This is a genomic window from Alcaligenes sp. EGD-AK7, from assembly GCF_000465875.3.
GTDB classification, from domain to species: Bacteria; Pseudomonadota; Gammaproteobacteria; order Burkholderiales; family Burkholderiaceae_B; genus Alcaligenes; species Alcaligenes phenolicus.
In genome coordinates this window covers 33,030-59,500 of sequence record NZ_AVOG02000023.1, presented here as the reverse complement: position 1 = coordinate 59,500, position 26,471 = coordinate 33,030, and the positions used below count along the sequence as shown (strand labels likewise).

27 protein-coding genes are annotated in these 26,471 nt (G+C 57.5%); 9 read left to right on the top strand and 18 right to left on the bottom strand.

What is annotated here, in order from left to right:
• The 6 genes from N879_RS11185 to N879_RS11160 all read right to left on the bottom strand — a co-directional run bounded on the left by N879_RS11185 (position 1) and on the right by N879_RS11160 (position 4,469).
• Positions 1 to 561, bottom strand: coding sequence for a DUF2857 domain-containing protein (locus N879_RS11185; protein WP_009461160.1), 561 nt, complete (start codon positions 559 to 561; stop codon positions 1 to 3).
• A 17-nt stretch (positions 562 to 578) separates the two neighbouring features.
• Positions 579 to 2,246: a ParB family protein gene (locus N879_RS11180; RefSeq protein WP_009461159.1), complete on the bottom strand. Its 1,668-nt coding sequence runs from the start codon at positions 2,244 to 2,246 to the stop codon at positions 579 to 581.
• Entirely contained in the window at positions 2,239 to 2,487 is a 249-nt protein-coding gene (locus tag N879_RS11175) for a hypothetical protein (RefSeq protein WP_009461158.1), read from the bottom strand. Before N879_RS11175 ends, N879_RS11180 begins: the two co-directional genes overlap by 8 nt.
• The gene (locus N879_RS11170; protein WP_021446986.1) at positions 2,471 to 3,337 is read right to left on the bottom strand and encodes a ParA family protein; all 867 of its coding nucleotides are present in this window, start codon (positions 3,335 to 3,337) and stop codon (positions 2,471 to 2,473) included. The genes N879_RS11175 and N879_RS11170 overlap by 17 nt, the downstream gene beginning before the upstream one ends.
• Positions 3,338 to 3,378: 41 nt before the next feature.
• Entirely contained in the window at positions 3,379 to 3,597 is a 219-nt protein-coding gene (locus N879_RS11165; RefSeq protein WP_009461157.1) for an AlpA family transcriptional regulator, read from the bottom strand.
• Positions 3,598 to 3,707: 110 nt separating this feature from the next.
• The gene (locus N879_RS11160) at positions 3,708 to 4,469 is read right to left on the bottom strand and encodes a hypothetical protein (protein WP_021446985.1); all 762 of its coding nucleotides are present in this window, start codon (positions 4,467 to 4,469) and stop codon (positions 3,708 to 3,710) included.
• A gap of 747 nt (positions 4,470 to 5,216) precedes the next feature.
• Here N879_RS11160 and N879_RS11155 point away from each other — a divergent pair.
• The 4 genes from N879_RS11155 (at position 5,217) to N879_RS11135 (ending at position 10,203) form a co-directional block, all read left to right on the top strand.
• Positions 5,217 to 6,977 (top strand): caspase family protein, encoded by a 1,761-nt coding sequence (locus tag N879_RS11155; RefSeq protein WP_009461156.1) that lies wholly within the window; start codon positions 5,217 to 5,219, stop codon positions 6,975 to 6,977.
• Complete coding sequence (locus N879_RS11150; RefSeq protein ID WP_009461155.1) at positions 6,974 to 7,861, top strand: hypothetical protein; 888 nt, start codon at positions 6,974 to 6,976, stop codon at positions 7,859 to 7,861. Before N879_RS11155 ends, N879_RS11150 begins: the two co-directional genes overlap by 4 nt.
• Before the next feature lie 645 nt (positions 7,862 to 8,506).
• The gene (locus N879_RS11145) at positions 8,507 to 8,920 is read left to right on the top strand and encodes a helix-turn-helix domain-containing protein (protein WP_009461154.1); all 414 of its coding nucleotides are present in this window, start codon (positions 8,507 to 8,509) and stop codon (positions 8,918 to 8,920) included.
• 245 nt (positions 8,921 to 9,165) lie between these two features.
• Positions 9,166 to 10,203: a DUF72 domain-containing protein gene (locus tag N879_RS11135; RefSeq protein WP_021446984.1), complete on the top strand. Its 1,038-nt coding sequence runs from the start codon at positions 9,166 to 9,168 to the stop codon at positions 10,201 to 10,203.
• A 108-nt stretch (positions 10,204 to 10,311) separates the two neighbouring features.
• Here the strand turns inward: N879_RS11135 and N879_RS11130 are convergent, their stop codons facing one another.
• A complete protein-coding gene (locus tag N879_RS11130) occupies positions 10,312 to 10,947 on the bottom strand; it encodes a cysteine hydrolase family protein (protein WP_009461152.1) in 636 nt (211 codons plus the stop codon).
• A 285-nt stretch (positions 10,948 to 11,232) separates the two neighbouring features.
• Between N879_RS11130 and N879_RS11125 the strand changes: the two genes are divergently transcribed.
• The 3 genes from N879_RS11125 (at position 11,233) to N879_RS11115 (ending at position 13,045) form a co-directional block, all read left to right on the top strand.
• The gene (locus tag N879_RS11125; protein ID WP_021446983.1) at positions 11,233 to 12,180 is read left to right on the top strand and encodes a helix-turn-helix domain-containing protein; all 948 of its coding nucleotides are present in this window, start codon (positions 11,233 to 11,235) and stop codon (positions 12,178 to 12,180) included.
• 244 nt (positions 12,181 to 12,424) lie between these two features.
• Positions 12,425 to 12,835: a hypothetical protein gene (locus tag N879_RS11120; RefSeq protein ID WP_009461148.1), complete on the top strand. Its 411-nt coding sequence runs from the start codon at positions 12,425 to 12,427 to the stop codon at positions 12,833 to 12,835.
• Positions 12,836 to 13,045, top strand: a complete 210-nt coding sequence (locus tag N879_RS11115) for a helix-turn-helix transcriptional regulator (RefSeq protein WP_009461147.1) — start codon at positions 12,836 to 12,838, stop codon at positions 13,043 to 13,045.
• Positions 13,046 to 13,174: 129 nt separating this feature from the next.
• Here the strand turns inward: N879_RS11115 and N879_RS11110 are convergent, their stop codons facing one another.
• On the bottom strand, positions 13,175 to 13,948 hold the full coding sequence (locus tag N879_RS11110) for an SDR family oxidoreductase (protein WP_009461146.1): 774 nt from the start codon (positions 13,946 to 13,948) through the stop codon (positions 13,175 to 13,177).
• Between the two features lie 193 nt (positions 13,949 to 14,141).
• Here N879_RS11110 and N879_RS11105 point away from each other — a divergent pair, with 193 nt between their 5' ends.
• Both N879_RS11105 and N879_RS11100 read left to right on the top strand, forming a co-directional pair.
• Entirely contained in the window at positions 14,142 to 15,044 is a 903-nt protein-coding gene (locus tag N879_RS11105) for a LysR family transcriptional regulator (RefSeq protein WP_009461145.1), read from the top strand.
• A 68-nt stretch (positions 15,045 to 15,112) separates the two neighbouring features.
• Entirely contained in the window at positions 15,113 to 15,568 is a 456-nt protein-coding gene (locus N879_RS11100) for a GNAT family N-acetyltransferase (protein ID WP_009461144.1), read from the top strand.
• Between the two features lie 132 nt (positions 15,569 to 15,700).
• Here N879_RS11100 and N879_RS11095 read toward each other — a convergent pair whose 3' ends face one another.
• The 10 genes from N879_RS11095 to N879_RS11055 all read right to left on the bottom strand — a co-directional run bounded on the left by N879_RS11095 (position 15,701) and on the right by N879_RS11055 (position 26,421).
• Complete coding sequence (locus N879_RS11095; protein ID WP_009461143.1) at positions 15,701 to 16,840, bottom strand: calcium:proton antiporter; 1,140 nt, start codon at positions 16,838 to 16,840, stop codon at positions 15,701 to 15,703.
• A 311-nt stretch (positions 16,841 to 17,151) separates the two neighbouring features.
• Positions 17,152 to 18,030, bottom strand: a complete 879-nt coding sequence (locus N879_RS11090) for a response regulator transcription factor (protein WP_009461142.1) — start codon at positions 18,028 to 18,030, stop codon at positions 17,152 to 17,154.
• Positions 18,031 to 18,722: 692 nt separating this feature from the next.
• On the bottom strand, positions 18,723 to 19,331 hold the full coding sequence (locus N879_RS11085) for a 2-hydroxychromene-2-carboxylate isomerase (protein WP_009461141.1): 609 nt from the start codon (positions 19,329 to 19,331) through the stop codon (positions 18,723 to 18,725).
• The gene (locus N879_RS11080; protein ID WP_009461140.1) at positions 19,328 to 20,656 is read right to left on the bottom strand and encodes an MFS transporter; all 1,329 of its coding nucleotides are present in this window, start codon (positions 20,654 to 20,656) and stop codon (positions 19,328 to 19,330) included. The genes N879_RS11085 and N879_RS11080 overlap by 4 nt, the downstream gene beginning before the upstream one ends.
• 39 nt (positions 20,657 to 20,695) lie before the next feature.
• Entirely contained in the window at positions 20,696 to 21,481 is a 786-nt protein-coding gene (locus N879_RS11075; RefSeq protein ID WP_009461139.1) for an aldolase, read from the bottom strand.
• 181 nt (positions 21,482 to 21,662) lie between these two features.
• A complete protein-coding gene (locus tag N879_RS20425) occupies positions 21,663 to 21,842 on the bottom strand; it encodes a hypothetical protein (RefSeq protein ID WP_137430725.1) in 180 nt (59 codons plus the stop codon).
• Between the two features lie 13 nt (positions 21,843 to 21,855).
• Positions 21,856 to 23,265 (bottom strand): GNAT family N-acetyltransferase, encoded by a 1,410-nt coding sequence (locus tag N879_RS11070; protein WP_021446979.1) that lies wholly within the window; start codon positions 23,263 to 23,265, stop codon positions 21,856 to 21,858.
• A gap of 370 nt (positions 23,266 to 23,635) precedes the next feature.
• Positions 23,636 to 24,805: a YncE family protein gene (locus N879_RS11065; RefSeq protein WP_009461136.1), complete on the bottom strand. Its 1,170-nt coding sequence runs from the start codon at positions 24,803 to 24,805 to the stop codon at positions 23,636 to 23,638.
• A 131-nt stretch (positions 24,806 to 24,936) separates the two neighbouring features.
• Entirely contained in the window at positions 24,937 to 25,410 is a 474-nt protein-coding gene (locus tag N879_RS11060) for a nucleoside deaminase (protein ID WP_009461135.1), read from the bottom strand.
• A gap of 174 nt (positions 25,411 to 25,584) precedes the next feature.
• Positions 25,585 to 26,421: a bifunctional allantoicase/(S)-ureidoglycine aminohydrolase gene (locus tag N879_RS11055; protein ID WP_009461134.1), complete on the bottom strand. Its 837-nt coding sequence runs from the start codon at positions 26,419 to 26,421 to the stop codon at positions 25,585 to 25,587.
• Between the last annotated feature and the right edge of the window lie 50 nt (positions 26,422 to 26,471).

Below are 26,471 nucleotides of genomic sequence, written 5' to 3'. Positions count from 1 at the left end.
CTACACCAGCCCCTGGTCGATCCAGTTCCGTATCGCCGACCAGATCACCGACATCGGCAGGCTCAGCGCCTCGGCCAGGTCCATGGTCAGCGCCAGCATCGCCATGTCGTCGGTCAGGGCGACATGGCGCTCGGCGACGCCGGCCTTCCAGCGCTCCCACAAGGCCACGTCCTGCGCCTCATCGAGCACCGGATGCCGGCCCTTGCGCTTGGGCAGCCCGAGAATGTTGCGGCGCAGCGCCACTTCCTGATGCGTGAGGCCGTAGAACTTGCTGACCATCTCCGTGCTCGCCCCCAGGCGCAGCATGCGGTCCACCGTGGCAATCTCCCGCTCCACGTCGTGCACCTGGCTCAGCAGCCGCTTCAACACTTCCTGGTTCACCGACACCGAGCACCACGACACCGTGGCATTCACCAGCATGCTCACGAGTTCGGGGTGCTTCAGCGCATCCAGCTCCTCCTCGCCGAAGCCCATGGCCTTGCAGCGGCGCAACTGGCCGTTGCGCAGGTCATGCAGGGCCTGGGCGATCACGGCCTGGTTGAGCGGGTGCGGTGCCGACATGCGGGAGCCTCCTGCGCTCAGGCTTCGTGGCCCGCTTCGCCGGCTTGCAGATCCAGCAGCCGGCGCGCCAGGCGCAGCAGACGGAACAGCTTCACCAGCGCAGCATCGCTCAGACGTGTGGTCGAACCGCCGTGGCCATGCAGCAGCGCCGCCAACTCGTCGGCCAATCGCGCACGGTCCAAGCCGTTCGCGGCTGGCGGTGCCGCACTCAGTGCATGCAGCAGGGTCAGCACCGCCCGCCCGAACGCCGGCAGCGCCTTCGCCTGGCCCACGGCCGGCGACACGCAGACGAAGCCGATGCCGCCCTCGCTGGCCTCGATGTGTTCGGCTACCGTCGCATCCTCGGCGATCTCGCGCGCGAACTGTGCGATGTGCACGCGCAGGCGATCCGGCGCGTCCAGTCCCGGCTCGATGTACCAGACATCCGAGATGGGAAAGAGCCCGCCAGCCTGTACGGGGATCGCAAGCAGCGCATCTGCCTCGAAGTCGGGCAGCTTGTCGCCGAGTTGGTCCGCAACCATCCGTTGGATGGACTGCAGGCGCTCGGTGGTCGGCGCCGGTGTCACGATGTGGCCTTGCAGGCGCTCGTCGCGTGGCCCGTGCTGGTCCTTCGGCGCTTCGGACGATGCAGGCGGTGTCGCTGCTGGCGCCGCAGGCGTGACCAGCGTGACCGGCGTAGTGTCGCGCGGCACGGACAAAACCGGTGGCTGCTGAGGCGCGGAGACCGGTGCGGGAGGAGTAGCAGGCACGACAGGCGCTGCCGGAGGTGTCGGTGCCGCCGGTTCGCTGGTCAGCGCACGCTGGCGGCTTTCGCTGTCGTCGATCTCCAGCGCCAGCGTGTCGTAGTCCGCCTCCAGCAACTCAGCCATCTGACCCACCAGTTCGTCCTGCACCCGTTGCGGCGAAAAGTCATCCGGCTGTGTGTCGAATTGCATCAGCACATCCTGAAACAGCGTGACGAAGTCCACCGCCAATGACTGGTTCAGCGCACGCCGTTCCCAAGTGCGCTCGCACGCCTTGCGCAGTACAGCGATCCGTTCCACCTGATGTCGCCCCAGGCCGCCGTAGAGCAGGTTCGGTATCGCCGGCAGCAGGTAGCGCACCGCATCGGCCATACGACTGATATGTGACTGCGGCACGGGATAGCCGTCGGCCGTCAGCCGCCGCGCGAGTTCGCTCTGCGACAGCGCCTGGCCGCTTTCCTGCTCGTAGAACTCGCGCGCCTTCTCGATGCCCAAGGCCCGCTCGATGAAGGTCAGCCCGCCGCGCAGTTCGTTCTCGGCCAGGTGTCCGGTCAGCGCCACGATTTCGCCGCGTGCCGGCCAGGGGCGGAACAGGCATGCAATGCGGAAGAAGCGGTCCTCCTTGGTCTCGCTCCACAATTCGCGCAGGATCGCGAGCCGCGTGTTGCCACCGTTCCTGATGATGTAGTGCGCCTCGCCCGGCCGGCGCGTGATCGTGGGCGACGCGTCGAGCCCGCGCTCGCGGATCGAGGCCTTGATTTCCTCGTAGGCCGGGTTGCGCGTCACGCGCGGGTCATGTTCATAGGGGCGCAGCTCGTCCAGCGTCACCACCATCGGCGTGTCGGCGATGGGGTCGGTCAAGGCCGCGGCCGAAGGACCGCTGCGTTCGAAGCCGCTGGCCAGCAGCTTGGCGGCCATGTCCTGCGGCGTCGGCTCAGCCATCGCTGCTCTCCCGAGATGCCGTCAGTGCCTGTCGATCGGCGCGGCGAAGCTGCGCGCGAGCGTTGCGGCTGGCGCGGTGATCGCTCGCAGTCGAGCTGGTATAGATCACGGCGCAGCCGGGCTTGGTGAACATCAGGTGCCCGCCGCGCGTGCGCTTCACGCGCCAGCCTTCGCCCAGCGCGAACTCGATCAGCACGCGCAGCCGCTCATGGCCGCGGGCCAGTTCATGCGCGTTTGCCATGACTGGCTCCTCCTGCGTGGCCTCTGCCGGTAACGCACGCGAAGCGTTCCCGCCATGCCGGGAAAAGCTCGCCAGCCAGCGCACGCATCGTTTCCAACGCCGCAGGCGCAGTACGGCCCACCGGCTGCCGGTATTCGACGCGATGCACTGGCAGTCCCCGTGTGGCAGCACGTGGGTAGGCTTCGATGGCCGGGACGTCGGTGTTCAGGACCTGTATGCCAGCGTGCGCTTGGAACACTTGGCGCAGGGCCTGCTGGATCAGTCGGGCGTTCGACGACACCGGATGCACACGGTTGATGAGCAAGCGCAGCGGCGGTGGCTCGATGCCGAGGTGCCGATACGGAGCGATGTCCTCGATCAGTTGCAGCGTGCCGCGCCTCAGCTCACGCGCCGCCAGGATTTCCGGCGTCACCGGTGACAGCGCCAGATTGGACGCCAGTACCGCCATCTCCAGCAGCACACTGCGCGCGCCCTGGGTGTCGATCAGCAGCAGGTCGTAGTGCGACGCCAGCGCGGGGAGCAGGTGACGCAGGCGCAGCCGGCCGTCGGGCGCGTGCAGCAGCAGTGTGTTCAGTTCGCCGCGGTGGTCGTTCGACACCACCAGGTCGAGACCCGCCACAGCGGTCTGCGAAGCCAATTGCTCGATGCGCTGCTCGTTGAAGGCCAGCATCTCGTAGATGCCGGCAGGCGCACGCGTGCCGAGCGTGAAGTAGCTCGACAAGGTGGGCTGTACGTCCAGGTCCAGCAGCAGCACGCGCAGTCCCGCATCGGCGATGAAACCGCCCAGGTTCGCTGCGGTGGTCGTCTTGCCGACGCCACCCTTGGTCGAAATGATGGATACCACCTGCATGGTGCGACTCCTCGTGGAAGGGATTCCGGGGGAGCGCGGGCTCATGCCCGCTCCCTGAGTCGATCGGTGATCCACTGATCGATCTCCACCGAATCCCATCCGATGGCGCGTACCCCGAGGCGCAGGGGCTTGGGAAACTTGCCCTCCTTGATCAGGTTGTAGATGTGGGCGCGTTTGAAGCCGGTCTTGGCCTCGACTTCCGCGCGGCGCAGGATGCGGTGTTCGTTCGGCGTCGCGGTGGCGATGGTCTGGGCAGTCACGAGGGACACTCCTTGGCGCTGTGTAGCGGCGGTGATGGAAGTGCCCCGTATTCAATAGCGCGGTCCCTGCGCAGTCACCGCAAGTGCAGGCTCGCCGTCTGCACTTGCAGTCAGCGGTCCTGGGTGGCGAGATGTCGCTTGGCTGCCGAAAACTTCGCCCACAGCGTTCGCTCGCTGATCCCGGATTTGTCGCCGTAGTGGGCAACCAGCGCACTGATGACCGATTCCAGCGTCTCGAAGGACGAATAGGGAACGCCCTTGGGCGACTTGCCCAGCAGCAGGGTCAGAAGACCGCCAACGATGTTCAGGTAGGTGGACTCACTGCGGGCGCCCGGCATCCCGGAATGCTTCTCGCGCTCCGTGCGCGCCTGGTGCTCCTGGCTGAGCGTCTGGAACTGGTCATAGAGCGCGTCCCAGGCTTGCACCTTGTCGGCAAGCTGGAGCTTCAACGCCTCGCGATCCATGACCAGTGCCTGCACGGCATCGACACTGACGGCCGGATGCAGGTGACGCTCAAAGGCATCGAACAGGAAGGCCGGTCGCTGGTCGGGATAGAAACGGATCATCCAGGCCTTCAGATCGACGTGGCGGATCGTGAGGCCAGGGTCATCGAGCAAGGCGGGGTCGTTGCTCGTGATGCCATCCTTGCCGTAGGGAAGGTCGAGATGCACCAGTGCGTCGTAGATCCGTTCCGCGTTCAGGCGAAGCTGTGGCCAGCGCGCCAGTTCGGGGTGCTCGGGCAAGCGGTTCATCCCCTTGGCGACATCGAGGATGCGGCGCTCGAAACGCGACAGCCCCGCCCACTGAATGGCCGCCTCGATCGGACGATAGAAGACCTTGGCTTGGGCGCCGGAAGAATATGACTTTGTCATTGGCTACTCCCTGGTGAACGGGTTCAGGACATCGGCTTTTCTCGTGGTCTGGTCGACGCCATCCCACACCTTCGCGGCGCGGAGCGGTGGCGACTTGGCTTGTGGAAAGGTTGTAGTGACGGCGAATGGCTGCAATGCTCACCCCAGCAACCAGTCGATGTGGCACCTTGTCCACCAACACCGAGCCTCTGCGTGGCGGTATGCTTCAAGATGTTTCTCGCCCGAGGCGGGGAGGCTTGGTGGTGAGGTTTTGCTACAGATGCCATCGCGGCGAAAGACGCATTCGGTCTACGTGCTTTCAAGTCTGGGCATCACCCGCATGTCAGACGCCGATGGTCTTTCAGCAGACGCGGTTCGGGTAGCACAGGGCGCGGCGACGCCACCTCGACGGGCAACGATGAGGCATCTCGCCAGACGGCATGGGTCTTCGTTCAGATCAAGAAGGAATGACATGCGAATGTCATCGATTCGACGATTCACCGACAAATCTCAGAACATCAACCGATCTATTGCGGGCAACCGAAGCGACAGAAAAGCCTATCACGGTCCCCCTGCATCCTCACCTGAGAAGCCAGAGATCCAGCGCAATACGCAGTGACAGCCTGGCGCAAGCGCGCGTCTCTGGCGTCACGACTCTCATCGGGACGAAGACCTCAAGCAACACAGGGGCGACGACAACGTGATCGCGCTAGTACGATCTACTTTCGACGAACCGATTAAATTGGCGCATTGCCGGAGGGGACAACCGTGAAGCTGTGTCTGACGATTGGGGTATCGAAGGCTCCCCCACTTTCATACTTGCCGGGGGCTATTACGGCGGCACACGAAATGGGAGATTGGGCGCGCCAAGCCGGATTCACCACGGAGGTGATCACTGATGAGGGTGAGACACGCGTCACCATTCAGCGTATTCGAGAATCGCTGAAGGGGATGCTCGCTTCCAACGACGAGGTGGAGCTCTTTGTCCTTCACTTCGCTGGGCATGGATTCCGCTCCGGGGCCGAGCAGAATATGTGGCTTCCAAGCGATTGGTTTGACGAAACTCGCGCCATCTCTGTGGAAGGGCTGAAGAGACAACTCTACAGACACGGCATCAGGAGCCTGACGATCTTTGGCGATGCTTGCCGCTCGCTACCGGCGGACATAGATACTGCTGACATTTTTGGTGATCCCGTGCTTCCACGAGGGCCATACGAAGCACAGGCACCGATCATCGATCGCTTCAATGCGGTGGTAGATGGTCAACAGGCGTATATGCTGAAAGGGGACGGCAAGGCTCCTGATCGATGCGTGTTCTCCACCGTCTTGATCGAAGGCCTTTGCGGCTTCAGGGACGAAGCGTTTGACAAATACCTTCCCGACTGCGTAATACCCGAATCACTGGCCTTGTTCTCCAAAGACCGATTGCGGGAAATCGGAGAAATCTACGACCTCCAGTGCAAGCCAGATTGCGCCACCGGCATACCCCGAGAGCATGCAGTCTACTTTCAGCGTGGAGGCAGCCCACATGGGCTACCTCCACCCAAGTGGCCGGCACCACCGGAGGTGGTTCAGGAGCCGGATGATGGTAGTAGAGAGCTGCATATCAGGCTTCCTAACATCCACGAGTTTTCGCGCCCTCTCCAAGCGCGATTACTCACGCGGCACATCCGAGACGGACTCTCAATCCAGAGAGAGGCCGACTTCCGTGATTTCAACCTGTCTATCCACGGTGCGGTGCCCAAGGCGATCTGGAGCACATCTTCCGTTGAGAAGTTTTTCACGGAAGGCGGCGTCACACACTACCGGGTGAGCAGCAAGAAGCAAGGGGCCATTCAAATACTGGTCGAATTCGAGGATGGCGTTTTTGCGTCGGCTGTCGTTTATCCGATGCTGGTCACTTTTCTTGTTCGCGACGGAAGAAACGAGATCAACTGGACCTGCGTTTCCCGATGGGACTGGGGACCGGATCCACTAAGCACTTACATCGAGACGATTGTCGACCTTCAGGCCGGCAATCTTGCTGCAGATCAGGTGGACGATATCGCGGCGCGACTCCGCTCAGCCAAACACGTCAACCCAACACTGGGAGCCATCGCCAGCTACCTATATGACTATAGTGGAGACATCGACAGTATTCGGCGCATGGCGTTTTTTTACTGCGATTACGGACAGGCCATTCCATTCGACGTGGCGTTCATGGGATTACTCCAAAGCACCGACTCCGGCCACGGCAGCTTGGTGACAGAAGTTCCCCCAGTCAGGGAGCGACCATATTCAGCTGCAAATCAAAAGTTACCCAGATGGGTAACCGACGCGACCCGCCCTGCGATGGGAGAGATCGCCGGTCTATGGCCTTGGCTGCGCCAAGGATGGCAATTCATGGAAAACCCGGAACCAGCGGAGAAGGCAGTTGCGGAAAATTTAGGTGACGTCGCTGCTTTTCTCCTGCCATCCCAGTTCTCGTCATTCAAAGCAGAAGGCGCGCGTATCTTGGTACAAAAATTCAACCTGGAGGAAAGCAGATGAATGTGCTGATGATTCACGGGATCGGGCAAGAAGGCTCAACGAAGGACGAGCTCCTGCAAAAGTGGACTGAGTCTCTCCATGCTGTTCAGCCTGGCTTGCTTGCCGGCGCCTCAGTCGAGATGGCGTACTACGGGACGACTCTCGCGGATTGGACGAACCGCAAGACCAAAGTCGCTGTCGGCATGGGAGCTGAATCCACAGCAGTCGATATCGGCGATGCTGATGAACTGAAGTTCCTCAGCGCTGTTATGGAGGAGTTCGCTGGCGATCATGACATCGATGAGGCCCAGATCAGCGCTGCCATCGAAGAGTCAGGGAACATTGCCGTGCCGATGGACAACTTCATTGCAAGGCGCCTCGTGGGTCTCATGCGCGTGGTCGAGAAGATTTCCCCTCTCAAGGGTGCGCTCCTGCTTCGGCTCGTGCGACAAGGCCATACCTACCTTTCCTCGCCAAAAGCGGCCAAGGCGGTCGACGATATCGTTCGCCCTTACCTAAAGCGTAGTCCTCAAATACTGATTACTCACTCACTCGGAACTGTCATCGCTTTCAAGCTACTGCGAGAGATGGAAGCTGTCAGTGCCGGGGTTCAGGTCCCTCTCCTGATCACCATGGGATCGCCACTCGGGCTGGATGCGTTCAAAGCGAAGTTGGGTGTCCCGCGACGAAAGGCTGCATTTGTCCAGAAGTGGGAGAACTTCTATGACCCCTCCGATTTCGTTGCACTCGGAAAGCCCCTTACCAAGGAGAACTTCGCAGAGGGAATCGGGAACGACGGTACCGTCGACAACACGACCCCCAATGCGCATGGCATCGTTGGGTACCTGCCGCACAAGGGCGTGATTGAGGTGTTGAGGCAAGCGCTATCGCAGATTCCATCCTAATTGGGCTCGGACGGTAGCGCAGGCTTGGAAGTTGAAAGCAGGTGGTTTCAAGGAGATTTTGGCGGCCACGGTGCCGACGATTCTTTGCCGTTGCAATCCGTCGCGTCGACCACGGCAATGACGGCGATGCGACGCATGCCGGGACCGAACTGGTGAATGTGCTGCTGCAGACTTGCGCAGATCAGATGGCCCCCCACGACTGTGGCGCCTCTTGGGGCAAAGTGACCAAAGCCGTGTGGTAGGCTGGCTCGCCGCCGACCTAGAGATTGGGAAGAGCTGCACCGACCTGGCCTTTGCCCTAGAAGGTGACACTGGTACATAATCTGGTCTAATTCCGTGCCGCTCACGGAAGGAACCCGTTATCAATCAACGAGTTGAGTGCGGCGTGATGTTCCCATCGCCCGCTCCAGTTCTGATATCTCCCCCAATACTTTTATCGGCTGTTCACCGCACTGTCGCGTGATGAGCATATTGGCCATTTGCTTGTACAGGTGTCTTGTAGCGCTGTGCCGCTTCTTGGCGTGTGATCAAGCACCTGTACCCACTTGGGTATGGAGAGTTTCACTGAAAGCATATACTGCGTCCTTATTGTTCATATTTGAGTTCTTATGATTTATATTTGTTCATATATGAATGGATAAAAATATGACTGATTCAGAGAATAAAAATGCTCCTCGTAGTGTCATCTCCCGTCCTGTAGACCGTGCCTTGCTGCGGCTGGGGCGGGATATCTCTGCGGCTCGCCGTGCGCGACGATTAAGCCAAGAGGATTTGGCCCAGCGTATTGGTACGTCGTTGAGCACAGTCCGGCGCATGGAGGATGGTAATGCCGGTACTGCCTTGCATACCTTTTTAAGCGCTTTGCATGTGTTGGGACGCTTGAATGATGTGACTAAAGTAATGACCATGGAAAATGATGCCTTGGGGATGGACTTGCTGCGTGAGCAGTTGCCCCAGCGCGTCAGGCGGCCACGACGTATCAAAGCGGATCAAACCTCGGGGGCCAAGTCGCAAGATGATTCGGCCTCTGTGAATCCTGACAAGTTGGAAGGTTTCTGATGACGACACGATCTGCCAAGCGCTCAGACCTGGAGGTGCGCCTGGGTTCCAGGTTCCAGTGCGCATGTTGTGGGGCACCATACTTCAGGTTAACGGTGAAGGAAGCAGAAGCAATCTGGGCGGAGATTGTTCAGGCTGTTAGTCGTCGGCGTAGCGTCGCCAAAGGGCTAGGCATGCAAAGTACGGATCTGGTGGATTTTGAGCCGGCATTTGCTTAACTTCATTCCCATGGCACTATACCCAGCATGCAAGAAGATCTTTTCGGCGATGCCATTCCTCAGCCACCCGCCTCAAAGCCCGCTGCTCCTTCCCGACGCAAAATCACCAAAGTCAGCCTTGCTGCTTCCGCGCTGGAGCTAAGCGATCTGGCCGCCCAGCTTCCTGAAGCCTTGCGTTTCGGTGTTTCCACCTGGTCTTACCCTGGTTGGGAAGGCTTGATCTGGGATGGCGAGTACGAGTCGAGTATCTTGTCCAAGCACGGCCTGGAGGCCTATCACCAGCATCCCTTGATGCGCACCGTCTGTGTGGATCGCACCTTCTGGCGTCCTTTGACGGTCACGCAGTATTCCGCCTATGCCGCTCAGGTTGATGAAGATTTTCGCTTCGTTGTGAAATGTCCTTCCATGATTACGGATGCCCAAGTTCGTGATGAGCAGGGCAAGGTACGCAAATCTAATCCGGACTTTCTGGATATTCGTCTGGCTGTAGAGCAGTTCGTGCAGCCTGCAGTCGAGGGCTTGCGTGCCAAGTTGGGCGTCTTGGTCTTCCAGTTAAGCCCTCTGTCCTGGGGCTGGTTGAATCGTTCGGCAGAGTTGTTCGACAAGTTGGGGCAGATGCTGGCAGCGGCGCGTGAGGCTTTGCCGCAAGGCTCACAGGTGGTGCTTGCGGTAGAGGTAAGAGATCCAGAGCTGTTGACTCAACATCTTGTCGATACGCTCAAGGCCAATGGCGCGACATTTTGTCTGGGGCTGCATGGCAAGATGCCGCCGATTGAAGAGCAACTGCCCGTCTTGCGCGCCTTGTGGCCGGGACCCTTGGTGTGTCGCTGGAACTTGAACCGGGAGTTTGGTGCTTACGGCTATGCCGATGCTCAAAAAAAGCATACCCCATTCGATGCCATTGTCAGCGAGGACGTGCATACTCGCACGGTGCTGGCCCGCACGATTCGCGGGATCACGGGGGCGGGGCAGGCGGCGTATGTGACGATCAGCAATGATGCGGAAGGCTGTGCGCCGCTCTCCATTCAGCGGCTGGCGCAACTTGTTGTGGCACAAGAAAAATAACCACAGGTCTTGAGAAGCGAGCCTCACAAGTGGGGCGGTTCACAAGACCTGTGGTGCTGCCTGATGAGCTGGAGGCTCAATGCATGCGGGTTCTGGTCCGGTTCGTGATTATTGTCTGGATTTGTGAATCAGCTCATCCGTCGTCATGACATGCGCGGTGGATACTGCCAGCACCCCCAAGGTGACGCGGTGTACTTCTTCAGCCGGAATCGCCCCAAAGCCCATATCCGGGTAGTTGTAGGTGCCTGTGGCATCAGAGATAAAGGCCACTTTGTAGCCATGGAACATGGCATCGCGAGCCGTAGCGTGGCAGCAGTTTTCGGTGGTCACGCCGGTGATGACAACGGTGTCGATCTTCCGAGTACGCAAGATGATGTCCAGGTCGGTGCCAAAGAACGCGCTGTACCTGTGCTTCTTGATGACGACTTCATCCCCCTGTGGGGCTACTTCGGGGTAGATATCAACGCCCGCTGTCTCATCTACCAGCCCCACCTGGTTTTGAATCGGAGGGTAAATCTCTCCGAACAGGCCCATATCGCAGCCGTTGCGGCGGTGGGCGTGGGCGGTGAAGATCACTTCCATGCCAGTTTGGCGAGCGTGGCCCAGCAGTTTTTGCAGGCGGGGCATCAACTCCATGCCCATGGGTGTTTCCAGTGGGGCGCCGGGTGCGATGAAGTCGTTCTGCATGTCGATCACAATGACCGCCGTGCTGCTGGGGTTGATTTGATCAATTTGAATAGCCATTTCATTCTCCTTTGGTTTGCTCACGGCCGGGCGACTGTGTATTTGGTATTGCCGCTGCCGGTGTCATAGACGCTTGTAGAGTAGGAGGGTGGCGCAGTTCTGGCTTGGCTGCCACTGCCAGTTTTACGTTTTTTTTGACTGTGCCTGCCATCCTGGACAGTACACGGGCAGGGAGCTGAGGCTTGGTATTTTCAGGGCTTGTCTGTCTTTGGGTAATGGACGTAATCTTGTTGAAAAATGATTAATCCATCGGTGCAGATAGCCCCGATTATGGAGACTGAACCTATGACAGCGATCATAGCGGTCAAGCCCGGAGACAGCTTTGAGCACTGGCACGAGGTCACTTGCAGGCAGTTTTCACAGACCGAGTGCAGCCAGATTGCCCGGCCCCAGTTTCAGGCGCGGGTCACCCTCACTAGTTTTGGTGGTTTGGGCCTGAGCAGCATCTGGTCTGCCACCCCTCAGGGGGAGGCGATACGGGTGAGCAGACGGCAGGCCGATATCCGTAAAGATCAGCGCGACTGTTTCATGCTGTGGCTCATGCTGGATGGTCATATTCAACTGAGCCAGGACGGACGCTACGTCAGCCTGGGAACAGGGGATCTGGTACTTCAGGATCAATCTCGGCCTTTTGATCTGGAGCTGGGCTCTTTGGCTCACGCGGCCATGGTCATGATTCCCCGCCCCTTATTGGCATCGCGCTTGCCCTCGGTGGGCAATCTGGCAGCGCGTCGTATTGCAGCCAACTCGCGTCTGGGGCCGATGGCTGGCGCCTTGGTCAAGCAACTGCTTGGTATGGGGGAGGCGGCAGCGGACGGTATGGATCAGCGTGTGACGGCTTCTGTGCTGGATATCTTCTCCGCGGTATTCGAGTCTGACGCTCCTGCGCTTTCTCGGGGCACTCGTCAGGAGCGGCGGCTGGAGCAGGTTCAGGCTTATATGCGTGCACATTTGCATGATGATACGCTGGATGTGGACCAGATTGCCCGTGCTTCGTCTATGGCGACTCGCACTTTGTACCGACTCTTTGCTTTTGAGGCGACAACCCCCATGCAATGGCTGTGGGAGCAGCGTTTGATCCATAGCTACCGTTTGCTGGAGGGCGGGAAACCTAAACGGGTGACCGAAGTGGCCATGGCCTGTGGCTTCAAGGACCTCTCTCATTTCAGCCGTCTATTTCAGGCGCGGTTTGGGCAATCTCCGTCGACGCTAGGCTACACGGGCAGGTCTTGAACTTTGCCTGTTCAAGTGGCTTTATATCCAGGCTGCGTGTTGGGGGGTAGCAACGCGCGCAGGTGCCAGCTGCAAATCTCGTTTTTATGGTCAGAACGTGTAGGCCCAAATAGACCAGCCAGCCAATCGGAATGTTTGCTGGTTGACTGGCTCTATATTCAAAAATGTAAAGTAAACATTACTTATTGACAAGTAGTGTTGACTTCTATAAAGTCAGGTTTACTTTACATTCAGGTGCTTAACCATGCTTGCCAACCGGAACTCTTCCTCTGCGCCGTCACCAGGTCGTAGCTATCTGATTCGCACTTTGCTCTTTATGGGCGTGTATATCCTGGTCAATGCCTTGACCATTCTGGGGCTGTTCGACAGCCTGCTCGGTCGGCCTGTTGGTTGGCTGATTGCCATAGCCGTCGCCTTGCCTGTGGCCGGACAAGTCTGGGCCACCTTGCGCTTGATGGCGCAAAGCGATGAGTTCGTGCGGGTGATCGTGGCCAAGTGTTTTGTGCTGGCCTCAGGCGCAACCTTGACCTTGTGGACAGCCTGGGGCTTTGGGGAAACCTACGCCGCTGCGCCCCATATTCCTGCCTGGCTGATTTACCCCTTCTTTTGGGCGGTGTTCGCTCTGGTTTCACCCTTTGTCCGGACTAGCGATTAAATGAAAAATCGATTGCGTGTATTGCGGGCCGAGGCGAACTGGACGCAGGCAGATTTGGCGGAGCGCTTGGGGGTGTCCCGGCAGGCGGTCAATGCGCTGGAAACGGGCAAACATGCACCGTCCCTGGATTTGGCATTCAAGATCAGTGCCTTGTTCGAGCAGACCGTAGAAGATATTTTCGAGAACCCGTATCAGGAATCTCGGGTTTGAACGCGGTTACGTTCTGGCTGGCATTCCCACTTGTGGATGCCTTTTGGACATCCATGCGCAGGTATTGAGAAAAGCCAGTGCTCAAGCCCGAAGCAGTGATCTTGCAGGCTCAGACACTGGCTTGCCTTCTTACTTGGTGGTGTAACCACCGTTGATCAGAATGGTCTGGCCGGTAATCCACCAGCCGTCACTGACTAGATGACGGATAAAGGGCACAACATCTTCAATGTCCGTCAGCCCGGTCTTGGAGTAGGGAGACAGGGCAGCCGCGGTCTTGTGATAGGCCACGGCATCCTCGCCCTCGGCTGGATAGAAGAAGGGCGTATCCATAGGACCAGGGCCCACCGCCGTGACGGAAATACCGCGTGCGCCATATTCTTTGGCGGCGGCGCGGGTGTAGTGTTCTACCGGCGCTTTGGTGCCGGCATACGCGGCGTAAAAGGGGGTGAAGGCACCCAGCAGGGATGTGACCAGGGTGCAGACTTTACCATTGTCCTGTACGTGTTTGCCGGCTTCTTTCAGGAAGAAAAAAGCAGTTTTAGAGTTGATGTCGCTCATCTCCTCGTACTCGGCTTCACTCACTTCGGTCAGTGGCTTTTTCAGTACTTTGCCCACCGTGTTGATGGCGATATCAGGGCGGCCAATTGCGGCGACGGTATCGCTAAACAGTTTTTCCATGGCACTGGCCGAACGCAAGTCGGCCTGGAAGGCGACGGCTTGTGCACCAGTTGCCTGGATGGCTTTGACGGTGGCTTCGGCATCCGCTTTGGAGCTGTCGCTGTTGTAGTGAATGGCAATGGCGCTCGCTCCTTGCTCTGCCAGGTCGCGGGCGATCAGGCCGCCCAGATTCTTTGCCCCGCCTGCAATCAGAACGGTTTTACCTTTGATGCTGTGCTTTGCCATGATGACTCCTTGCTAGTGTGGGCTGCGGGCTGCAAGCCTTTTCGTTTTTTCATGATATAAGTCGCTGAAATTGTTTAAATCATCTAGTTCTGACATCATTTGTCTGAAAAAACGAACAATACGCACCGCTGCTTTAGTCAACCGGGTCTAGCAGTTCAGCCCGTGTTTTGCTGCTGCTTATCTGGAGAAAGTTATGGACCGCATTGACCTGTTTCGCATCTTTACGCGGGTCGTGGAGTGTGCCAATTTCACCCGCGCGGCGGATACCTTGGGTATGCCGCGCTCTTCGGTGTCGGCCGCCATTCAGGAGCTGGAAGGGCGAGTGGGCGCTCGCCTGTTGAATCGCACCACGCGCAAAGTCACAGTCACGCAAGATGGTGCGGCGTTTTACGAGCGCTGTCTGCGCGTGATTGCCGATGTGCAGGAAACCGAAAACCTGTTTCGCCAAGCCAGTGTGGGGCCTAGTGGCACGATCAAGGTGGATGTGCCGGGGCGGGTAGGCCGCCTGATTGTGGCACCTGCGCTGCCGGAGTTTCTGGAGCGCTATCCGCATGTCCATGTGCATCTGGGCGTGACGGACCGCGAGGTGAATCTGATTGAGGAGCAGGTGGATTGTGTGCTGCGCGTGGGACCATTAAGTGATTCGGGCCTGATCGCCAGAAAAATGGGCAGCTTGCCCTTGATCAATGTAGCCAGCCCCGCTTATCTTGCCCGTTATGGCATGCCCCAGACGCCAACGGATCTGGAGAACCACCAAGTGGTCCGTTATGCCTCGCCCACCAGCGAGCGTGTGGCTCCTTGGGAGTGGATGGAGCACGACAAGCGTCAGGTGCTGGATCTGCCAGGTCGTGTGACGGTGAATAATGCCGAGGCCTATATCGCCTGCTGTCTGTCCGGCTTGGGGCTAATTCAGATCCCTGCTTACGATGTGCAGGCGCATTTGCAATCAGGTGAATTGGTGGAGGTGCTGCCGGATCACCGTGCCGCTCCCATGCCCATGTCCTTGCTGTATTTGCATCGCCAACACTTGTCGCGCCGTTTTCAGGTGTTTGCGGATTGGCTGGAAAATTTGTTGCGTCATTCCGCCTTGGAATGAGGCTGGTCTCGAACGTTTTTGTCTGGGGCTGCTCCAAGCTGCAGCGGACAACTCAAAACGGGGTAGCGATGGAAATCAGAAGAATTCGTGCGACGGACTGGGACTGGATACAGCAATGGTTCCAGGACGAGGACTTGAACCGCGAGTTGGGGCCACTGGATCAGGAGTGGCTGGAGCACGTGTTGAACCAAAGCGATGGCGTCCAGCTGGTTGCCGAGCAGAACGGTCAGCCCATTGGTTTGATTGGGTGTGCCTGGGGAGACGGGCGAAATCTGCCACATGCAATTACCGATATTGCCGTTGCGCCGCCATTACGCGGCAATGGTCAGGCCGGAGCCATGCTGGAAGCGGTATTGGCTTGGCCAGGCCATCCCCCATGTCGTAAATGGGTGGCTTTTGTGTTCCCGGAAAACCAGCGTGCCTGCCGCTTTTTTACGCGCTTGGGGTGGGAACACGTGGACTTTGCCGATGGTATGAACGAGTTCGAGTATAAGTGTGTTCGTTCGGAACCGGATCGATCCTGAGCAGCTCGGTTTCTGTCAGTAAATCATGGACCTTGAGTGACAGGCGCTTGGGCCACGAAGGCCCGCTATGCTTGTCTGTCCCGTTGGATAGGTGCAAACAAAGCCGGTTTGGCTCTGTTTGCCTTGTTCTTCTCAGGGATAAAACAGCAGCAGCCCGAACACGGCGAAAACCATCAGATGCATATAGCCTTGAATGGGTGAGGTTCGCTTGCCGCTAAAGCTCAAGATACTGAGCAGTGCCGTGATCAGAAACAACACGATTTCCATATTGCTGATGCCCATGATCACTTGCTTGCCGGTGATCAGACCAATCATCAGCACCACTGGCACAGTCAGCCCCACGGTAGAGACGAAGGCACCCAGACACAGATTGATGGCGCGCTGCATTTCATTGTTCATGGCCGCCTTGATCGCAGTGATGGACTCCGGGGTGAATACGATAATTGCGATCAGTACACCGCCGACGGCAACGGGGGCGCCCGAGGCGGCGATACCGTAGTCCGTCACAATGGCCAGATGGTGTGCCAACAGGACGATAGGCAGGATCAGGGCGATCAGCACCAGACTGCGTATCAGCATCGCGCGAGTCGCCTGGGGATCACGCGATGTGGGTGTCGTATCTTCAGTGCTTTGAATCGCCTGATTGGGCTGCACATAGTCATGGCGGTGACTGCCCATTTGCAGATACAGAAAGATGGCATAGACCAGGCCCGTCAGAACCGAAATGCCAATGGCCTGGGTGGTGCTGAACTCGCCCGCATTGCTGGTGTAGTTGGGCAGAATCAGGCCCACACTGGTCAGCAAGACGATCATGGACAAGTAGGTATTGGTGCCTTGGCGATTGAACTCCTGATCGCCATTGCGCGCTGCGCCGGCAATCAGACACAGGCCGGTGATCAGGTTCAGGATGATCATCATCACGGCGTAGATCGAGTCCCGACCTATGGTGGGAAAGTCGCCCGGCCCCAGCAGTACCGAGGCAATCAGGATAACTTCGATCAGCACAATGGACAGGGTCAGGATCAGGGTGCCGTAGGGCTCGCCCAGTTGGTGGGCCAGGTGGTCGGCTTCACGGACCACACCAAACGAGGCCGTCAGGATGGTCACGAACAGCACCAGAAAGACGATGGCCGCCGTGGTGCCGTTCAGGGAGTCTCCCAGCCATTGCCCGCCGAAAATCATGAACAGGACAACAATGGACCAGGAACCGAGCAGACGCAGCCAGGTGATGGGAGTAATGAGTTGAGTTGAGGGTGATGCAGGGTGGGCCATCGTGGATGCTCCGCCAAAGAGGTAGGGCCGTCCCTGTACTGAAAAGGCAGATCCAGGTCGTCCCGGATCTGTTTTGAATTGAACTATTCAAGTAGCCACGATTTTATCACCTTGCCCCCTGGCGGCAAGTGCAGACCCTCTGAAACCGGATTTGTGTGGCGTGCAGCCATCTTTTTCTGTATCTGGCCAAGGTGGAGGTGTGAAGGGCGGGTTCCTTTATCACCTTCCTGGCATTGTTTCGTTCAACAGTTTTATTTTTATGTGAGTCTGGCTCGAGTCTCCTGTGGACCTTGTTCTTTTCCTGTTGCCATTTACGGCGGACACCACCCAGATGAGAAAACAGGTGGGCCCATGGAGCGAATACATGGTGTGTTTTCTGTATAGGGTTTGTTCTTCTCCATAGCCTGGCGGAATTTTCCGGGAGACACTCCCGCATACGTTTTGAATGCGGTAGAGAAATTGGCCGGGCTGGAAAATCCTAAATCGGTCGCAATCACATCAATTTTCAAGGCCGTAGTCTTCAGCAAATACTCGGCCCGATACATACGCTGCAATCGGATATAGCTACTTACACTTAAGCCAAAATTACGCTGAAATATATTCATGATTTTTCGACGCGAAATCTTGAACATATCGCACAGTTCTTTTTGACTGGGCGGCGCACCCAGATTGGCATCAATGGTTTTCTGAATGGCATGGATCAGCATGCTGGTTTCGGCTGTCGTGCTGGGCCGCTGGCTTGGCATCTTGCCCGGCACAAGTGCAGGCGCCATCTGCTTGGGGCAGCGCAAGGGCACGTTGATACGTTCTTTTACTTCATCGACCGCATACGGATTGCCAATGTAATCAACCGCACCAGCCTTTAGAAAAGTGACGCATTCATCGCTGCTGCCATCCATGCGTGAATCCAGAACGATGATGGGGATTTGGGCCGTGGCTTTTAATCCTTGCAACATATGGGTCAAGGACAAGGCGTCTATCCCCGTCAATTGCTTATCCATCAGGATAAGTTCGGGTAGCGTTAATTGGGCCTTGGTATATCCTTGCACTCCGTCCGCAGCAACAGAAACCCGAAAAGCACCAGCCAGCAGGGCTTGAAGAAGTTGTTCGTGCTGTCTAGTGTTATTGGAGATCAGCAGAATCCTGATTTTTTGATCTGGCTGATACTTTATAGTGGCGTATTTGTTCAATATAAAGCCCCGCGCCCTTCTTCTGACGAAGACGGCTACCTTTACTGGCATTGCTCAAGTAGCCAATTTCCTCAGAATACAGACTCAATGAATAGATAAAATCTATCGATATGATTCGTACGGCAGACATAACATTCTGTATCAATGGAAAAAGTAAATTTTCAAAATTGCTCATTGCATTTCATTTTTGGCAGGCGGCATGCCGAAAGCCCGAAACTCGGGCCTTAAGGCGGACCCAAAAGTCCAATTTCAGGAATGCTACGCTGGCGTATCGGTGAATTTTCCTGGCAGGAAAAGGCGTGATTCTACGGCTTTTACCTCTGAATAAAGGACTATGTTCAGGCAGGCCAGCCGCGGTTTTGCCCGCACTAGTGTGCATCTGGATGAGGTCGTCCGGGGAAGATTGTGAGGCTCTTTGGGTGACGATTTGTTCAAGCAGCAAGCGCAGCCCGTAGCGAGGCGTTTATTCGCCGCTTTTTTGTTAGATTTTGACCAAGTACGGATGCTCGCCGTTGATGACTGTTAGGGCTATTAGAGCGATTTCGGTATAGACCGTTTGAATCATTTTGATGGCTTGGGGGCAGGGTTTGAGCCTGCGAACCAAGCTGTAAACAAGTAGAGCGGGGCAAGGTAGATAAACCTTGCCCCGCCCTTGTTTTAAAAACAGTCAGGCTTGGTGTCGGGGTTGTGCTTCAAGCTGGCGCAGGATGCAGGGCGATGGCTTCGTCCAGCATGTCCAGCCTGTCCTGACCCCAGAACAGTTCGCCCTGATACACATAGGAGGGCGAACCGAAGACACCGGCTTTAATGGCCTCTTCGGTGTGGGCTTGATACTGCGCCTGCATCAGCGGTGCCTGTTTCAGCCAGTAGTCTGCATCCAGCTGCTGTGCTTGCAGGATTCGAGCCAGTTGCGTGGGGTCAGCAATGTTCTGCTCCTCGCACCATTGTGCCCGCAAAATGGCTTTGTACAGATCCAGCACCGGCATACCAGCCTGATTGATAGCAATCACCAGGGTGGAGGCCAGCGTGGCGTCTGGGCACATGAAGCGCGGTGTGGGATTTACCTGTATGCCCAATTTGCGACACCAGCGTTTAAGCTCTGCAATGCGATAAGCCTGACGTTCTGGTGAGCGCTGTCCCAGCAGGACACCGCCTGTACGTGCATAGACTTGCGGCAAGTCCACGGGTTTGTAGTGGATAGGGATGCCATGCTTGCGAGCAATCGCTTCCAGTCTGTCGGCTCCCAGGTAGGCCCAGTCCGAATTCATCCAGAAGTAGTAGTGAATACCGGCTGCGTTCATGTGCGTACCTTTCGGCTGGATAGGGCGGGAAGAGAGAAGTGCGTCGGCCCATGCATGAACCAGGTACTGGCAAAAGCAATCAGACCCAGCGCGCTCAGGTACCAGACGATGTAGTCGGGTTGACCGTCGCCATAGGCCAGCAGGGAGGTCGCCACCAAGGGAGCCAGGCCGCCACCGATGGCACCGGATACCTGCACGGCAATGGAGATGCCGCTGTACCGCACTTCAGGTGGAAATTGCGTGGAAAACAGGCCACCTTGCGGGCCATACAGCGCGGCATACACCAGCCCAATCGCAATCACCAAAGCCAGGGTGATGGTCCTGGAATCCAGGCTGCCCAGCATGGAAAAGAAGGTGGAGGAGAATGCCAGCATGCAGATCGTGCCTGCCATAAAGACCCATTTGAAGCCGATTCGGTCGCCCAATACGCCAAACAGGGGCATGGTGAACAAGGCCGCGAAGGCACCCCAGACGGTGGCATCCAGCATGACGCTGCGCTCTACTCCCAAGGTGGTGGTGGCGTAAGCCAGGGCAAAGGTCACCACGGTGTAGAACCAGGTCACTTCTGCCAGACGGCCTCCCACGACCAGCAGGACTTCGCGTGGGTAATGACGCAGAACTTCCAGAGCAGGAATCGGAACCTGTTTGCCCTTTTTGCTCATTTGCTCGAAGTCGGGGGATTCGGCCACTTTGGCACGTATCCACCAACCCACCAGCAGCAGGGCGACGCTGGCCAGAAAGGGCAGGCGCCAACCCCAGGACAGCATGTCTTCCTCTGGCAAGCTGGCGACGGCGCCCATAGCCAGGGAAGACAGGATCAGGCCGGGGGCAACCCCTGTTTGCGGCAAGCTGCCAAAAAAGCCCTTTTTGCCTTCCGGGGCATGTTCAACCGCCATCAACACGGCCCCGCCCCATTCTCCGCCTACTGCGATACCTTGCAGAAAGCGCATCAGCACCAGCAGCACAGCGGCCCAGTAGCCAATGCTTTCATAAGAGGGAATCAGGCCGATCAGGATGGTGGGGATCCCCATTAGAAAGAGCGTGATCAGTAGCATGGATTTGCGGCCCAACTTGTCGCCAAAATGGCCGAAAACAAATCCTCCTAAAGGACGAGCGAAAAAGCCCACAGAGTAGGTGGCAAAGGCCGCCAGTGTGCCCGTAATCGGGTCAAAGGCGGGGAAAAAGATCTTGTTGAAAATCAGTGCGGCAGCGGTGCCGTACAAGAAAAAGTCATACCACTCTATGGTGGTTCCCATCATGCTGGCCAAGCCAGCGGTAACGTATTGGCGCGACGAACGCGCCTGTCCATTGTTAGGCATCGTCATGGCGACCTCCTGGTGGAAGCGGGGTATTGGTTGCGGGCGTCAGCGAGTTTTAGTTAAGGGCGCAATGCCTTGGGTCTGACGGGACCAGTAGTCAAAGGTAGCGTTAACAATGGAGGGCTTGAGCAGATAGTCGTGCGCTTCGGCCGCCAAGGTATCGTCCACAGGGGTAAGTGGGCCAAAGGCCGCTTGTGCACGCACTTGCAGACGTGCGGCGCGTTCCAGATACACCGACAGGTACGTGGCTTCCTGGCAGCTTTTACCTGCGGTCAGATAACCGTGGTGGGCCAGAATAATGGCACGCTTGTCACCCAGGGCTTTGGAGATGATGACACCTTCCTGATCGGCAATGGGCACGCCAGGCCATTCGCCCAAAAATGCACAGTCATTATGCAGAGGCGTCATGTCCATTTGCGAAATTACCAAGGGCTGGCGGGCGGTGGCCAATACCGTGGCCCAGGGCGAGTGTGTATGGATGATGGAATTGACGTCGGGGCGAGCTTCGTAGACCCACAGGTGAAAGCGTGTGGCCGGGTTGGCCATGCCTTCGCCGCTAAGGGTATTCAAGTCGCGGTCAACTTCAATGAAGTCTTCGGGGGTGGCTTCGTCAAAACCCAGACCAAAGCGCAAGGTCCAATACGCACCGGGGCGCTCGGAACGGACGCTGATCTGGCCGGCCAAACCAGCTTCCTGCTCGGTCATGGCCAGGATGCGGCAGGCAAATGCCATGGTTTCGCGGGTGTCGCGTTGCACTTGCTGTAGATGAATGGCCATCTCTTTGGTGGCGCGTTCATCAAAATAGGATTTGTCTCTGAGTGGGGTATCCATGTGCTTGTCTCCTTTGGTAGGCCTCGTCGATCCTTGTGCCGACGATGGGATTCATTGTCTTGATTTACATCAAGAGGAGCTATGCGCGCTGGCTCATAGCTCCTATTCCATTTGCTTGGGGCCTTATCAAGGAGACGAGCCCGGCAGTGGTGCCGGGCCGGGAGACAAGCGCTGGGGCTGCTTAACCCTGGCGCCAGCGGGAGCGCTCGCGGCGTCGCGAGCGGGACCAGGGATGTTGCACCTTATGCGGCTGTGGCCGGGGGTCGGGTGGATGTCGCGTGTCATTGCTTTCCACGGGATTGGAGTCCGGTTTAGGCGAGTCCAGAAAGACATTGATGGAACAATCGCAATCGAGGTACATGGACAGTCCTTTGTCAACGTGAAGAAAGGGGAGGCGGTACGCAGGCTCCGTTCCGGACCTGGGAGGCTCCCGAAAAAAACGTGTCGTAGCTTTCTTGCAGGGCATGCAGGACCATTTCGGGGTAATGGTCATGCTCGGTGGGCAGACGCAATTGCAGCTGTGCCAGATGCTCGTTGTCCTGCTGCCCGCCCCACTGCTTGTGATAGTGGCCGTGCTGATAGCCGCGCAGTTGGCGCAAGCGGTTCAGGGCATTCTTGCCCGCGTAGGAGTGGTAGAGCGTGTCCAGTGTCAGACCACAAAGAGCAGCCAGTTGGGCAAAGCCGCTGAAATCGAACTGGCGTGTCTCCAGAACGCGCAAGGTAAAGCGTTCCAGAGCCGTCATGATGGCCGTAGAGTCGCTGGCGGTGGCTGATGCGTGCTGGAGCTGATCCAGTGCGGTGGCGGCTTCTTGCTCGCGCAGCGCATCGTTGGCACGCAGTACATCGCACAGACCAAAATGCAGGATGTCGATCAGCTCCAGTTGGAGTTGCGGCAGATTGCGCTCGCTATGCTGCCACCACTTCCAGTCCAGGTAATCGGCCAGCTCCGCACATTCCACCCAGATCGCCCGGTAGTAGTCCTGCTTGGCCACTCGCCAGTTCGGATCAATCAACTGATTCAGCTCGGTTTGCAGGGCCAGCATTTGCTTTAAGCGGCGGGCGCCGGGACCGGCTGGAGCGACAGTTATTTGCTGCCCCAAACGATGTTTCTGACGACCTTGATCGTCAAAGTTTTCAGGTGCCAGCCAGGCCTGGAAATTCGCTTTCAGGGCTGGCCAGTCCTGGTCGGTAATGGAGAACCAGGCTGTATCGCGCGAGCGGCCCTTGTACACAATCGCCTGACGGAAGATACCTTCATAACGAAAGCCCAATCGTCGTGCAGCGGCTTGGGAGGGGGCATTGTGTGTGTCGCACTTCCATTCGTAGCGACGGTAGCCCAGTCCATCAATTGCATAAGCCATCAACAGGTAGTGGGCTTCGGTGGCCATACGGGTTTGTTTCAGAGCGGGCGACCAGGCTACAAAGCCCACTTCAATGCAGCCGTTTTGTGGGTCGATCCGCATCAGGGACAAGGTGCCCAATGCGCGACCCGTGGTTTGTTCGACGACGGCGTAATGCACGGCATTGCTGGCCTGGCTGATGGTTTGCAGGTGCTGGTCGAACTGTGCGCGGTTGTTAAAGGGGCCTACAGACAAATAGGTCCAGTCGCGGCCATCGCTGGCGTTGCTGTAGGCCTCGTACAGGCTGTCGCCATGTTGTTCCGGGTTCACGGCTTCCAGACGGCAGTATTTGCCGTGCAGAACGCAGCGTGCTGGCTGCGGGCGGGCCTGCCAATGAGGGAGCGAGGGGCCAATAGGCTGGTGATACGCGTTCAGCTGAACCATGACTTGTCTTCAATAGAAAACGCTCCAGAAATGCCAATCTGTGGCACAGCTGGAGGCGGGAAAGGGAGTGTGGGGCCGGGAGACAAGAGGCGTCTTGCTAGGCCACTAATTGATTCTATTGAGCAAGTGGCCGGTTGCAGCAATCCGCTTTGCTGCTTGTTTCCAGACCGCATTGTTAAAACAGCGTTGAAACGCCCAAGAGCCAGTGATGGCGGGCCTTGTCTTAGAGCTTGAACAGCGGACAAAACTATCCTGCGGCCAAGGCACAGATGAGGGGCAGGCCGCCTGGCAGACCAAAGTGGCAGGTACAAAAAAAGCCGAGCTGCCTTGTGGGCAGTCTCGGCTTGGGACCAGGCTTTAAGCCAGGGGCTTAGAGCTGATTCAGGTTCAGACGCAGAACGCTGTCCTTGGCACCTTTCAGGTAGTGCGGGCTCTTGTCGCCATGAGGGATTTTGATAGTGACAAAAGCGGTCTGGCCGTCAGCGCTCAGCGTGACGCTGTTGGGGTGCACAGGGGCGCTGATACGGTGTTTAACAGCCAGGGTGTTGGCATCCAGAATGGTGACCGAACCGGTACCGGCTGGTGTTTCACGATCCACGCCACGGTTGGTGGCGATCAGCTCTTTGCGAGCGTCGTTGTACACGATATCCAGCAGCCCCAGACCCACTTCAGCCGTGTTTTCCACTTTGCCGGAGCTGGTGTCGAATTGGTAGATCTTGCCGGTATTGGCGTCAGCACCAAACAGCTTCTTGCCATCCGCGCTCAGGGCGATGTTCACGAAGAAGTGGCGGGAATCTTCACGTTTATCGCTTTTTGCATCGCCAGTGGTGAAGCGCTGTTCGATAGCGCCTGTGGCCGGGTTGATGACGGCAATTTCATCCTTGCCGCCGTGGCCCACGAACAGACGCTTGGTGTTGGCATCGTAGGCAGCGCCAGCAGGCCACAAGCCCACGTTATCGATATTGTGCAGGATACGACCGTCGGCGCCATCCACAATCCATACGCGGCCTCCTTCGGAGGGATTGGTCACGAAGATGCGGTTGTCTTGCTCGTCAATAACGACTTTACGGGTGTGTTCCCAGCCGCCCTTGTCTTCTTTTTGACCCAGTTGGATCAGTTGCTTGACGGTGCCATTCAGGCTGTTGATTGCCAGCAGCGAGCCGTCCAGGGTGTTGCCCACGTACAGAGTGTGAGTTTTCTGGTTCAGGCCCAGTGCAAAGGCACGGCGCGGCAATTGGATCAGTTGCGATTCACGCAGCGTGTCCTGGTCCAGAACGTGCAGGAAGCCAGCAGCACGGTCTTCAAACAAAGGAGTAGCAGCAACAAACAACTGCTTGCTGTCCTTGGCAGCCAGAATTTCGTAGGCACCATCAATGGTGTCCTGACGGAAAGTGACCTGTGCCTGAGGCGCAGTCGCATTAAAGGACGATGTTTGGCCCGCTTGTTGCGATTGCGGTGCAGTCTGGCATGCACTGAGCAGCAAAGCGCCCATTACGGAGGCAACAATCATTTTTAAAGAGGCTGGGCGGGACGCAATCATGTATTTCCTTTGGGATTCAATAAATGAGAATCGTTACTATAACTGCTCTGTTTTATAAACTTTTCTGACTTGTCTGTCTATGTAAATACGCAAAACCCTGCTTGATGGCAGGGTTTTGAATGTTCCTTGTTTTAGTCCTGGTTGGAGCCTTGCCCAAACCGGGCTTGCCAGGCTTCATACACTTTGCGTTTTTCAGGCAAGGGCAGGTGTTCCATTTTCACGCCCTGTTTGCCAAAGTCCTGCTGTATTTTCTTGTAGAAGGATTCGGTGGACCAGCCAAAGGGTTCGCCTTCCTCATCGTCGGCGCAATACACCACGCGCTCCACGCCCGAGGCGATCATGGCGGCCATGCACATGGGGCAGGGGATGCCGCTGGCATACATGGTGCTGCCTGCATGGCTGCTGCTTTTCACGTTCTGGCTGGCAGTACGCAGCGCCTGGATCTCAGCGTGCGCTGTGGGGTCATGGGCAATGTAGGTCTCATTAACCCCTTCGGCCAGAACTTGGCCATCGCGCACCAGCACTGCGCCAAAGGGCTGGCCGCCGCGGGCGACATTCTCTTCGGCGATCTGGATGGAGCGCAGCAGATAGTGTTTATCGTTCATGTTTTTCTCCTGTAGAGAAGCAAGGTTGGAATGAGCCTTGAAACCAGAGTCTCTATCTGTGCCGTGTGGGACCCCTGCGGGCACAGTCGGCATCAGGGGGACGCGTTCCGGTTTGGCGTGTTTGTAATGCAAAACAGCCGCTGACGGGCAGCGGCTGTTTTGTTTCAGACCCTATTAGCGAGTGCCGCCAAGTGTCAGATTGGCATGACGGTTTACGTCTTTGTACAGCAAGTAGCGGAAACGGCCTGGTCCGCCTGCGTAGCAAGCCTGCGGGCAGAAAGCGCGCAGCCACATGAAGTCACCGGCTTCCACTTCAACCCAGTCCTGGTTCAGACGGTACACCGCCTTACCTTCCAGAACGTACAGACCGTGTTCCATCACGTGCGTTTCAGCGAAGGGGATCACGCCACCGGGTTCAAAGTTCACGATGTTCACGTGCATGTCGTGACGCAGGTCGGACATGTCGGTGAAACGGGTGGTGCTCCAACGGCCTTCGGTGCCAGGCATGACGCCAGGTTTCACGTCTTTTTCGTTGGTCACAAAGGCTTCAGGGGCATCAAGGCCTTCCACACGCTGGTAGCGCTTGCGAATCCAGTGGAAGTTGGCCAGCTCGCCCGTGCGGTTGTGCAAGGTCCAGTTGGTGGAAGGAGGAATAAAGGCATAGCCGCCTTCTTCCATGATGTGCTTGGTGCCTTCCAGAACCAGTTCCAGCTGGCCCTTGACGACAAAAATCACGCCTTCGGCTTCGGGGTCGGACTCAGGATTGTTGCTGCCACCCTGTGGGCCTACTTCCATGATGTATTGGGAGAAGGTCTCGGCAAAGCCGGACAGAGGACGTGCCAATACCCACAGACGGGTATTTTCCCAACCGGGCAGGAAGCTGGTCACGATGTCTTGCAGCACGCCTTTGGGCAGCACGGCATAGGCCTCGGTGAACATGGCGCGGTCCGTCAGCAACTGAGTCTGAGGAGGATGGCCACCTGGAGGGGCGTAGTAATTGACTTTGGACATGTTGATTCCCATTGAAATTCAGTAAGGAAAAATCTGTCGAACGGCACGGC